The sequence below is a fragment of the Halomonas sp. BM-2019 genome, from assembly GCF_017584085.1.
The window spans coordinates 2,401,500-2,411,579 of the sequence record NZ_CP071922.1; the positions used below are offsets into that span (position 1 = coordinate 2,401,500).

At 70.7% G+C, this 10,080-nt stretch carries 11 protein-coding genes and 1 pseudogene; 5 read left to right on the top strand and 7 right to left on the bottom strand.

Annotation, left to right across the window (positions count from 1 at the left end):
• The 5 genes from J5F18_RS11965 to J5F18_RS11985 form a co-directional block, all read right to left on the bottom strand.
• On the bottom strand, positions 1-239 hold a 239-nt coding region (locus J5F18_RS11965; protein ID WP_346298851.1), incomplete at its 3' end, for an AAA family ATPase.
• Between the two features lie 4 nt (positions 240-243).
• A complete protein-coding gene (gene ruvA / locus J5F18_RS11970) occupies positions 244-855 on the bottom strand; it encodes a Holliday junction branch migration protein RuvA (protein WP_346298852.1) in 612 nt (203 codons plus the stop codon).
• A gap of 153 nt (positions 856-1,008) precedes the next feature.
• Positions 1,009-1,548 carry a crossover junction endodeoxyribonuclease RuvC gene (ruvC, locus tag J5F18_RS11975; protein ID WP_346298853.1) on the bottom strand — a complete coding sequence of 180 codons (540 nt, stop codon included), beginning with the start codon at positions 1,546-1,548 and terminating at the stop codon, positions 1,009-1,011.
• 125 nt (positions 1,549-1,673) lie between these two features.
• The gene (gene aspS, locus J5F18_RS11980; protein WP_346298854.1) at positions 1,674-3,452 is read right to left on the bottom strand and encodes an aspartate--tRNA ligase; all 1,779 of its coding nucleotides are present in this window, start codon (positions 3,450-3,452) and stop codon (positions 1,674-1,676) included.
• Positions 3,453-3,506: 54 nt separating this feature from the next.
• Complete coding sequence (locus tag J5F18_RS11985) at positions 3,507-3,785, bottom strand: zinc ribbon domain-containing protein (RefSeq protein ID WP_346298855.1); 279 nt, start codon at positions 3,783-3,785, stop codon at positions 3,507-3,509.
• Positions 3,786-3,956: 171 nt separating this feature from the next.
• On the opposite strand from J5F18_RS11985, the pseudogene J5F18_RS11990 reads away from it, so the two are divergent.
• The 3 genes and pseudogenes from J5F18_RS11990 (at position 3,957) to J5F18_RS12000 (ending at position 6,742) form a co-directional block, all read left to right on the top strand.
• Positions 3,957-4,879 (top strand): annotated as a pseudogene (locus J5F18_RS11990) (NAD(P)-dependent oxidoreductase).
• Between the two features lie 10 nt (positions 4,880-4,889).
• Positions 4,890-5,762, top strand: coding sequence for a ribokinase (locus J5F18_RS11995; RefSeq protein ID WP_346298856.1), 873 nt, complete (start codon positions 4,890-4,892; stop codon positions 5,760-5,762).
• A 38-nt stretch (positions 5,763-5,800) separates the two neighbouring features.
• Entirely contained in the window at positions 5,801-6,742 is a 942-nt protein-coding gene (locus tag J5F18_RS12000) for a nucleoside hydrolase (RefSeq protein ID WP_346298857.1), read from the top strand.
• Positions 6,743-6,779: 37 nt separating this feature from the next.
• On the opposite strand, the gene J5F18_RS12005 is transcribed toward J5F18_RS12000, so the two are convergent.
• Entirely contained in the window at positions 6,780-7,052 is a 273-nt protein-coding gene (locus J5F18_RS12005) for an acylphosphatase (RefSeq protein WP_346298858.1), read from the bottom strand.
• Between the two features lie 239 nt (positions 7,053-7,291).
• Here J5F18_RS12005 and J5F18_RS12010 point away from each other — a divergent pair, with 239 nt between their 5' ends.
• A complete protein-coding gene (locus tag J5F18_RS12010) occupies positions 7,292-8,323 on the top strand; it encodes a Glu/Leu/Phe/Val dehydrogenase dimerization domain-containing protein (RefSeq protein ID WP_346298859.1) in 1,032 nt (343 codons plus the stop codon).
• Between the two features lie 85 nt (positions 8,324-8,408).
• Here J5F18_RS12010 and J5F18_RS12015 read toward each other — a convergent pair whose 3' ends face one another.
• On the bottom strand, positions 8,409-9,353 hold the full coding sequence (locus J5F18_RS12015; protein ID WP_346298860.1) for a YihY/virulence factor BrkB family protein: 945 nt from the start codon (positions 9,351-9,353) through the stop codon (positions 8,409-8,411).
• A 140-nt stretch (positions 9,354-9,493) separates the two neighbouring features.
• On the opposite strand from J5F18_RS12015, the gene J5F18_RS12020 reads away from it, so the two are divergent.
• Positions 9,494-10,080, top strand: a 587-nt coding sequence (locus J5F18_RS12020; protein WP_346298861.1) for an adenylyltransferase/cytidyltransferase family protein, incomplete at its 3' end; no start/stop codon positions are given.

The following is a 10,080-nucleotide window of genomic DNA, read 5'->3' on the forward strand; positions in this document are numbered from 1 at the left end:
CCCATCTCCGCGGCGATGATGTTGGCCAGGGTCGTCTTGCCGAGTCCCGGCGGGCCGAACACCAGGGTGTGGTCGAGGCTCTCGCCGCGCCCGCGGGCGGCACCGATGAAGATCTCCAGCTGCTCGCGCACCCGCGGCTGGCCGATGTAGTCGGCCAGCCGCTTCGGGCGGATGGCGCGATCGATGGGCTCCTCGCCCTCGCGAAGATCGGCGGCGATCAGGCGATCGTTCTCCAGCATCGCCCTACCCCGCCATCCGACGGCTCAGCGCCGCCTTGATCATCGTCTCGGTGCTGCCCTCGTCCTCCAGGCCGGCCAGCATCCTGGCCGCCTCGGCGGGCTTGTAGCCCAGGCTGACCAGGGCCGCCTCGGCGTCGGCCAGCGGGTCCGGCCTTGCCGCCGGGGCGGAGGCGGCATCGGCCAGCCCCGCCAGGGCGGTATCGCCCGGCTCCCAGTGGGGAAAGCGGTCGCGCATCTCGATGATCAGCCGCTCGGCGGTCTTCCGGCCCACGCCGGGCAGCCGCGTCAGGGTCTTGACGTCGTCGTCGAGCACGCAGCGCCGGAAGGCGGCCTCGTCCATGCCGGAGAGGATCGCGAGGGCCAGCCGGGGACCGACGCCATTGACCCGGATCAGCGCCCGGAACAGCGCCCGCTCCTGCTCCCGGGCGAAGCCGAAAAGCAGGTGGGCGTCGTCACGCACGATCAGGTGGGTGTGCAGCGACACGCCCTCGCCGACGGCCGGCAGGGCCACCAGGGTGGTCATGGAGGCTTCCAGCTCGTAGCCGACGCCGGCCACGTCCACCACCAGCCAGGGGGGCTGCTTCTCGAGGAGAGTGCCTCGCAGGCGTCCGATCATGGGGAAATCCGAATCCTTCACTGCAGGAAATGGCGGCCGGGCGCCACCGATGTGGCCACTATACTGGTCGCCCAAGCGGGTGGCCAGCCCACCCTCAAACAGCGTTCGGCAATGCCGGCGACACGCCCCGCGCGTCGCCGCAAGGCGACGGTTTCAGGGCCGGAAATCGCGCCAGGTGCCACCCTTGCGGTGGCTGCGATGGCCGCCGTAGCTGCCTAACTGGAGCAGGCCGCGACGGGCATGGGCGTGGGTCAGGGCGATGGCCAGGGCATCCGCCGCATCGGCCTGGGGCGTGGCGGAGAGGCCCAGCACCGCCGTCACCATGTGCTGTACCTGGGCCTTCTCGGCGCGCCCTGAGCCGGTCACCGCCTGCTTGATCTGGCGCGGGCCGTACTCGCTCACCGGCAGGCCGTGGTTGGCGGCACAGACGATGGCGGTGCCCCGCGCCTGGCCCAGCTTCAGCGCCGAGTCGGCGTTCTTCGACAGGAACACCTGCTCGATGGCGAACTCGCCGGGGCGGTGCACGGCGATCAGCTCGCTGACGCCGGCATAGACCTGGGCCAGCTTCTGGGCGAGGTCGTCGGCCCGGATGCGAATGCAGCCGCTGGCCACATAGCGCGGCGTCGCGGTGGAGACATCGAGCACCCCGTAGCCGGTGATCCGCGAACCGGGGTCGATCCCCAGGATCAGCATGACGCCGACTCCGCGACGACTCGAACGCACCTCGACATGGGGGCTCCTTGGCCTGGCAGGTTGCCAGCATGTGCCACCGGCGCCCCAGGGCGCCGGTGGCGTGCGGCGTCAGGGAAGGGACAGCGTCACTCCTGCCCTTCCGGCTTCGCCTTCTGCCGTAGGCGGATGTGCAGCTCGCGCAGCTGCTCGCCGCTCACCTCGCCGGGGGCGTCGGTCAGCAGGCAGGCCGCGCTCTGGGTCTTCGGGAAGGCGATCACCTCGCGGATGGTGCGCGCACCGGCCATCAGCATCACCAGACGATCCAGGCCGAAGGCCAGGCCGCCGTGGGGCGGCGCGCCGTAGTGCAGGGCGTCGAGCAGGAAGCCGAACTTCTCGCGGGCCTCGGCCTCGTCGATGCCCAGTACCTCGAGTACCGCGCGCTGCATCGCCTGGTCGTGAATACGGATGGAGCCGCCGCCCAGCTCGGTGCCGTTGAGCACCATGTCGTAGGCCCGGGAGAGGGCCGAGACGGGGTCGCGCCGCAGGGTCTCCACGTCGCAGGAGGGGGCGGTGAAGGGGTGGTGCAGGGCCTGCATCCGCGCACTGCCATCGTCCTCGAACATCGGGAAGTCCACCACCCACAGCGGCGCCCACTCGCAGGTGTAGAGTTCGAGATCCTCGCCCAGCCTGACGCGCAGCGCGCCGAGCGCCTCGTTGACGATGCGCGCCTGGTCGGCGCCGAAGAAGATGATGTCGCCGTCCTTGGCGCCGAGGCGCTCGAGCAGCTCCTCGACCACGTTCTCCATGAACTTGACGATGGGCGACTGCAGCCCCTCGAGGCCCTTGGCGCGTTCGTTGACCTTGATCCAGGCCAGCCCCTTGGCGCCATAGATGCCGACGAACTTGGTGTAGTCGTCGATCTCCTTGCGCGAGAGCCGCGCACCGCCCGGCACGCGCAGCGCCGCCACGCGGCCGTCGGCGGCCTTGGCGGGGCCGGAGAAGACCTTGAAGTCCACCTGGGCCATCAGGTCGTCGACGTCGGCGAGCTCCAGCGGGATGCGCAGGTCGGGCTTGTCGGAGCCGAAGCGGTTCATCGCCTCGCTGTAGGGCATGCGCGGGAAGTCGGGCAGTTCGACCTCAAGCACCTCGCGGAACAGCTGGCGGACCATCCCCTCGGCGATGCCCATGATGTCCTCCTCCTCGACGAAGGAGGCCTCGAGATCGATCTGGGTGAACTCCGGCTGGCGGTCGGCGCGCAGGTCCTCGTCGCGGAAGCACTTGGCGATCTGGTAGTAGCGGTCGAAGCCGGCCACCATCAACAGCTGCTTGAACAGCTGCGGCGACTGGGGCAGCGCGAAGAAGCTGCCCGGGTGGGTGCGGCTGGGCACCAGGTAGTCGCGGGCGCCCTCCGGGGTGGCGCGGGTCAGGATCGGGGTCTCGATGTCGAGGAAGCCCTGGCCTTCCAGGAAGGCGCGCACGCTGTGGGAGATCCGCGAGCGCAGGCGCAGCTTCTCGATCATCTCGGGACGGCGCAGGTCGATGTAGCGGTGCTTGAGGCGCACCTCCTCGCCCACCTTGCCGTGCTCGTCGAGCTGGAAGGGGGGCGTGGCGGCAGTGTTCAGCACCTCGACTTCCTTGGCCAGCACCTCGATCAGGCCGGTGGGCATGCCGGGATTCTGGGTACCCTCGGGGCGCAGCCGCACGCGGCCCTGGATGCGCAGCACGTACTCGCTGCGGGCGCGGTCGGCGGTCGCGAAGGCCTCGGCGGTATCGGGGTCGACCACGACCTGGGCGATGCCGTCGCGATCGCGCATGTCGAGGAAGATCACGCCCCCGTGGTCACGGCGGCGATGCACCCAGCCGCACAGGGTGACCGTCTGGTCCACCAGGGTCTCGTTGAGCTGGCCGCAATAATGGCTGCGCATGGCGTATCCTGTTCTCTAGCGTAATGAGGGAAGTGGCGGGACGGTGGGCGGCCCTCAGGCCGCCGCGCCCTCCTTCTTCGGCGAAGGGGTGTTCGACGGGGACTTGGCGTCGCCGGCGGCGGCCGAATCAGCGGCCAGGTTCTTCTTGCTGCCCGACTTGAAGTCGGTCTCGTACCAGCCGCCGCCGGCCAGCCGGAAGCCGGCCGCCGAGACCAGCCGGGAAAGCTCGGGGGCCTCGCAGGCGGGGCAGTCGGTCAGCGGCGTGGCGCTGAGCTTCTGCAGCTTTTCCAGGCGCTGACCGCAGGCCTTGCACTCGTATTCGTAGATGGGCATGGTTTGATCACTCCGGAAAATGACGGTAACCGATCAGAATGCTGCCGGGACGCCCGGCGAAACCGAATATGTGGCTGGGCCTCTGCGAATCCAAGCCTGCCAAAGCCCGACATTATAGCGTGCCCCCTACCCGTGCGGGCAAGACGCACCCCAACAGCGCAAGGATCCCTCATGAAAGCCGTCATCCTCGATGCCGCCAGTCTCGGTCAGGATATCGACCTCGCCCCGCTTCGCGAGGGGGTCGATACCCTCGACGTCCATGCCCACAGCAGCAGCGCCGAGGCCCGCGAGCGCCTGGCCGGCGCCCAGGTCGCCATCGTCAACAAGGTGGTGCTGGACGCCGCGACCCTGGAGGCGCTGCCGTCGCTGCGCCTCATCTGCGTGCTCGCCACCGGGACCAACAATATCGACCTGGCCGCCGCCGAGCGGCTGGGCATCGCGGTGAAGAATGTCACCGCCTACGGCACCGCCAGCGTGGCCCAGCACACCCTGATGCTGGTCCTCGCCCTGGCCAACCGCCTGCCCCTCTACCAGCGCGACGTGGCCGAGGGACGCTGGGGGCAGAGCCCCTTCTTCTGCCTGATGGACCACGGCACCCTGCAGCTGGAGGGCAAGCGGCTGGTGATCGTCGGCCAGGGGGTGCTGGGCAGCCGGGTCGCCCAGCTGGCCGAGGCCTTCGGCATGGGCGTGACCTTCGCCGCCCGCCCCGGCAACGAGGCCGGCGACAGCCGGCCGGGCCTGGCCGAGCTCGCCCCCGGAGCGGACGTGATCAGCCTGCACTGCCCGCTGAACGAGGCCACCCGGCACCAGCTCCTCGCCGACCTGCTGCCGGCGCCCTGTTGGTCAACTGCGCCCGCGGCGGCATCATCGACGAGAGCGCGGCGCTGGCCGCGCTGCGCGAGGGTCGCCTGGGCGGGCTCGGCGTCGACGTGCTGCCGGTGGAGCCCCCCCGCGATGGCCATCCGCTGATCGATGCCCTGGCCGAGCCCCTCAACCTGATCGTCACGCCGCACAACGCCTGGATCACCCCGGAGGCGCGCCAGACCGTGGTGGCGCTGACCGCCGACAACCTGCGCACCTGGCAGGACGACTAGGGAGGTCCCCATGCGCGACGACGCCCCCGCCCCGATGCTTCATAACCTCGGCTCCATCAACCTGGATCATGTCTACCGGGTGCCGCACCTGGTCGCGCCCGGCGAGACCCTGGCCAGCCACGACTACCGCGTGGGCCTGGGCGGCAAGGGGGCCAACCAGTCTCTGGCCATGGCCCGGGCCGGTGCGCGGGTGTGCCACTGGGGACGCCTGGGCCGCCAGGACGCCTGGGCGCGGGACAGCCTGGCGCGGGCCGGCGTCGACGTCACCCGGGTCGAGCTGGTCGACGAGCCCAGCGGCCACGCCATCATCCAGGTGGACGACGCCGGCGAGAACGCCATCATCCTCTTCGCCGGCGCCAACCATGGCTTCCGGGGCAGCGATCTCGCCGCCCTGGTGGAGGGCGCCGCGGAGGGCGACTGGCTGTTGCTGCAGAACGAGTGCAACGGCCTCGAGGGGCTGATGAACCGGGCCGCCGAGCGCGGCCTGGCCATCGCCTTCAACCCCGCGCCTATGGCGGCGTCGGTGCTCGCGCTGCCGCTCGAGCAGTGCCGGCTGCTGTTCATCAACCGCACCGAGGCGGCCGGCCTGGCCGGGCTCGGGGCGGACGCCGGCGCCGAGACGCTGCTCGATGCCTTGGCCGCCCGCCTGCCGGCATGCGAACTGGTGCTGACCCTGGGTGGCGACGGCGCCTGGTATCACCAGGGTGCCCTGCGCCTTCACCGGCCGGCGCTGTCGGTCGAGGCCGTGGACACCACCGGAGCCGGCGACACCTTTATCGGCTACTACCTGGCGGCCCGCCAGGCGGGGCTCGACGTCGAGGCCTGCCTGGCGCGGGCCAGCGCCGTCGAGGTCGAGGCCCTGCTCGCCGCCGAGGCCTCCTGAGGGGCGCCCTCTCACCCACCCACCCCAAGGAGTCAGCGATGCGCCACCCGATCCTCTTCGATACCGACCCGGGCGTGGACGACGCCCAGGCCATCGCCATCGCCCTGCGCCATCCCGAGCTGGAGCTGCTGGGGCTGACCACCACCTACGGCAACGTGGACGTGGAGGTGGCGACCCGCAACGCCCTGCTGCTCGCCGAGCTGGCCGGCCGCGAGGTGCCCGTGGCCCAGGGTGCCGCCGCCCCGCTGATCAAGCCGCGCCACCCCGCGCCGGCCCATATCCACGGGGCCAACGGCCTGGGCGATATACCGCTGCCCGCGGTCAGGGGCCGGGCGGATCCGCGCAGCGCGGCGCAATTTATCGTCGATACGGTGAACGGCCGCCCCGGCGAGGTGACCCTGGTGGCCGTCGGCCCCCTGGGCAACCTGGCCGCGGCCCTGCAGCTCGACCCCACCCTCACCGAGCGGGTGAATCGGGTCGTGATCATGGGCGGCGCGATCCGCGAGGGGGGTAACGTCACCCCGGTGGCCGAGGCCAACATGTTCAACGACCCGGACGCCGCGGCCCGGGTGCTTACCGCCGGCTGGCCGCTGACCCTGGTCGGCCTGGATGTCACCCACCGCTGCGTGCTGACGCCCGAGCACATGGCGCGCATCGAGGCCGGTCAAGGCGAGCTGGGCCGGGTGCTCGCCGGCAGCTACGCCTTCTATCGCGACTTCTACCGCGACTTCCTGGGCATCGAGGGCTGCTGCCCCCACGACAGCTGCGCCCTCGCCTGGCTGCTCCGGCCGGAGCTGTTCACCACGGCGCGCGGCCACCTGACGGTGGTGACCGAGGGCGATGCCGAGGGCCAGACGATCTTCGCCCCGCAGGGACGCGCCTTCATCGAGGCGCGCTGGGCCCGCACGCCCCTGGTGGAGGTCTGCCTCGACGCCGATGGCCCGGCCGTCAGCGACTGGATCGCCGACAGCCTGGCCTGAGATCCCGGCCCAGCCCGACAGGCGCCTCGCCTCTCGCCTATAGGGTACGGAAGTCGTCCGGGTCATGGACCTCGATCACCTCGAGCTCCACATGGGTGACCCGGGCCCGCTCCGGCCCCCGCCACAGCCACTCGCTGACCGCCTTCACCGCGTCGGGGCCGCCGCACAGCAGCACCTCGACGCGGCCATCGGGCAGGTTCCTGGCATAGCCGGTCACGCCATGCCGCAGGGCCTGCTCCTGGGTGGCCCGGCGAAACCAGACGCCCTGCACCTTGCCCGTCACCAGGGCCTTCACGCAGCACTTCTCCATGGCAACTCCCCTCCTCGATGGTTGTCGGGCGCCGGCCACTCAACGATGACCGCCGCGAACCGCCCTCCCCTTTCTACCAGCCGGGTGCCCGCGTCGGCCAGCCCCGCCCTTCCCCACGCCATGACGATGCTCTAACCTTAGGAACAGCCCCGCCACCCTGGCCACAAGCCATCGCGCGCGGCGCCCGCCCTACCCGGGCCACCACCACAACGACAATCCTCACGAGGGAGATTCCCGCCATGCCAGTCTTCCACCACCCGGAATTCGACCACCACCAGCAGATCGTCTTCGGCAGCGACGAGGCCAGCGGCCTGCGCGCCATCATCGCCATCCACGACACCTTCCGCGGCCCGGCCCTCGGGGGCCTGCGCATCTTCCCCTACGCCAGCGAGGAAGCGGCGCTCACCGACGTGCTGCGCCTGTCGCGCGGCATGAGTTACAAGTCCGCCCTCGCCGGCCTGCCCCTGGGCGGCGGCAAGGCGGTGATCATCGCCGACCCGCGTCGCGACAAGAGCCCCGAACTGCTGCGCGCCATGGGCCGCCTGGTGGAGTCGCTGGGCGGTCGCTACGTCACCGCCGAGGACTCCGGCTCCAGCGAGGCCGACATGCAGGTGATCGCCGAGGAGACCGCCCACGTGGGCGGCCTGCGTCAGGCCGACGGTGAGTCCGGCGACCCCTCGCCCTTCACCGCCTGGGGTGTCTTCTGCGCGCTGAGGAGCGCCGTGCGCCACGCCCTGGGACGCCCCGACCTGGCGGGGCTGCGCGTGGCCATCCAGGGCGTGGGCCACGTCGGCGCCCATCTGGCTCGCCATCTCCATGCGGCCGGGGCACGGCTGGTGCTGACCGACGTCGATCGCGAGGCGCTCGTCCACCTCGCCGAGGAGCTCGACGCCGAGGCGGTGCCCCCGGAGGCCATCTTCGATGCCGAGGCGGACGTCTTCGCCCCCTGCGCCCTGGGCGCCGTGCTGGACGAGGGCGTCGTGGCGCGGCTCAGGGCGAGGGTGGTATGCGGCGCGGCCAACAACCAGCTGGCCACCCCGGCCATGGCCGAGCGGCTGATGGCGCGGGGCATCCTCTACACGCCCGACTACGTGGCCAATGCCGGCGGCGTCTGGCAACGCCGGGACGACTACCACCGCACGGCGGTCATGGCGCATATCGAGGGCATCGGCGCCACCCTGGACGAGCTGTTCGCCCGCGCCGAGCGCGAGGGGCGAAGCCCCGCCGCCATCGCCGACGCCATGGCCCGCGAGCGCTTCGGCCGCGGCTGAGGCGGGCCCCCAAGGCCCCGGATGCCGGGGCGCGACAGGACGAGGCCGGCATCATGCCGGCCTCGTTGCGTCGTCACTCGGGGGCTCAGCGTGCCTGGTCGTCCATGAGTTCGCGTTTGACCACCACCGCGCTGTTGCGCGGCACCAGGGGGCGCCCCCGCTCGGCCAGGTGGCAGCGGGTGAAGGCCGCGCCGAACAGCAGAATGAGGGACGAATAGTAGACCCAGAGCAGGATCATCACCACCGAGCCCGCGGCCCCGTAGGTGGAGGCGGTGGCGGTGTGGGCCAGGTAGATGGCGATGGCCGAGCGCCCCACCGCGAACAGCAGCGCGGTGACCACGGCGCCGACGATGACATCGCGCCAGCCCAGCACCACGTCGGGCAGCACCTTGAAGATGGTGGCAAAGAGCGCCGTGATCACCGCCAGGGTGACCAGAAACTCCGCCCCGGTGGTGACGAACCCCACGAAGGGCAGCAGATCGTCGGCGGCCTGAAGGGCGGCGCGCAGCAGCACCCCCAGCACCAGCGATACCAGCAGGATGAAGCCGATCGACAGCACCACGGTCAGCGATAGCAGGCGGTTCTTGAGGAACACCAGGGCGCTGTTGGCGCTGGGCCGGGCGGTCACGCCCCAGATGGTATTGAGGGAGAACTGCATCTGGGCGAAGACGGTCGTGGCGCCGACCAGGAGCGCGCCAACGCCCAGCAGGGTGGGCAGCAGGCCCGACTCCTCGATGCGCGAACTGGCCACCGCCTGCTCGATGGCGGCGGCGGCCTCATGCCCCATGGTGTCCTGGAGCTGGGCGACGATCTGCCCCTGAGCGGCCTCCTCCCCCAGCACCAGACCGATCACCGTGACCGCGATGATCACCGTGGGGGCCAGCGAGAAGAGCGTGTAGAAGGCCAGCGAACCGGCATAGCTGAAGGCGTTGCGCTCCAGCCACAGGCGAATGGCGCCGTGGGTCACGTTCCACCAGAACAGCAGCGTGGCCCAAAGGCCGGTCGGTATCAGTTTCCGAAGGTCGATCATGAGGTTCCCCGAATCCCTGAGTCACGTTCAGCATACGCGAATGTAACCCGCCCCGCCCCGCCGCTGGCGGATTGCCAAGCCCCGCGGGGGCTGACCATAATGGGCGCCGCCTGCCCCTCACCGACCCCTCAGGATTCGCCATGACTGCCCGCCCGGACACCGATCGCGACGCCTTCGATTTCGACTGCCTGGTGTTCATCGGCCGCTTCCAGCCGCCCCATCTCGGCCACCTGGCGGTGATCCACGAGGCCCTCAAGCGAGCACGGCAGGTGATCGTGCTGGTGGGCTCCTCCTGGCAGGCACGCTCGCTGCGCAATCCCTGGCGCTTCGACGAGCGCCGCGCCATGCTGTGCAGCGCCTTCGACGACGACGAGAACGATCGACTCGCCGTGGTACCGCTGCTCGATGCGCTCTACAACAACGACGTCTGGGTGCGCGACGTGCAACGCAAGGTGCGCGACATCGCCAGCCCACAGAGCGCCCGCCTGCCGCGCATCGGCCTGATCGGGGCCAGCCGCGGCCAGTCCAGTTACTACCTGTCGCTATTTCCCCAGTGGGAATCGGTCAGCGTGCCGCTGGTGGAGGGGATCTCCGCCAGCCAGATACGTGAACGCCTGTTCCGCTCGGGCCCCTCCGCGGAGGATTACCTCTCCACCGGCGCGGACCAGCCGGCCGTTCTTGAGCTCCTCACGAATGCAGAAGTCGGGGATCCAGGCCATGCCGATGC

What these genes read in the sequence shown, in the direction of transcription:
- ruvC (WP_346298853.1), bottom strand. Translation starts at nt 1,548, where the DNA reads ATGCTGATCCTGGGGATCGACCCCGGTTCGCGGATCACCGGCTACGGG.
- J5F18_RS11985 (WP_346298855.1), bottom strand. Translation starts at nt 3,785, where the DNA reads ATGCCCATCTACGAATACGAGTGCAAGGCCTGCGGTCAGCGCCTGGAA.
- J5F18_RS11995 (WP_346298856.1), top strand. Translation starts at nt 4,890, where the DNA reads ATGCGCGACGACGCCCCCGCCCCGATGCTTCATAACCTCGGCTCCATC.
- ruvA (WP_346298852.1), bottom strand. Translation starts at nt 855, where the DNA reads ATGATCGGACGCCTGCGAGGCACTCTCCTCGAGAAGCAGCCCCCCTGG.
- J5F18_RS12005 (WP_346298858.1), bottom strand. Translation starts at nt 7,052, where the DNA reads ATGGAGAAGTGCTGCGTGAAGGCCCTGGTGACGGGCAAGGTGCAGGGC.
- J5F18_RS12015 (WP_346298860.1), bottom strand. Translation starts at nt 9,353, where the DNA reads ATGATCGACCTTCGGAAACTGATACCGACCGGCCTTTGGGCCACGCTG.
- J5F18_RS12010 (WP_346298859.1), top strand. Translation starts at nt 7,292, where the DNA reads ATGCCAGTCTTCCACCACCCGGAATTCGACCACCACCAGCAGATCGTC.
- aspS (WP_346298854.1), bottom strand. Translation starts at nt 3,452, where the DNA reads ATGCGCAGCCATTATTGCGGCCAGCTCAACGAGACCCTGGTGGACCAG.
- J5F18_RS12000 (WP_346298857.1), top strand. Translation starts at nt 5,801, where the DNA reads ATGCGCCACCCGATCCTCTTCGATACCGACCCGGGCGTGGACGACGCC.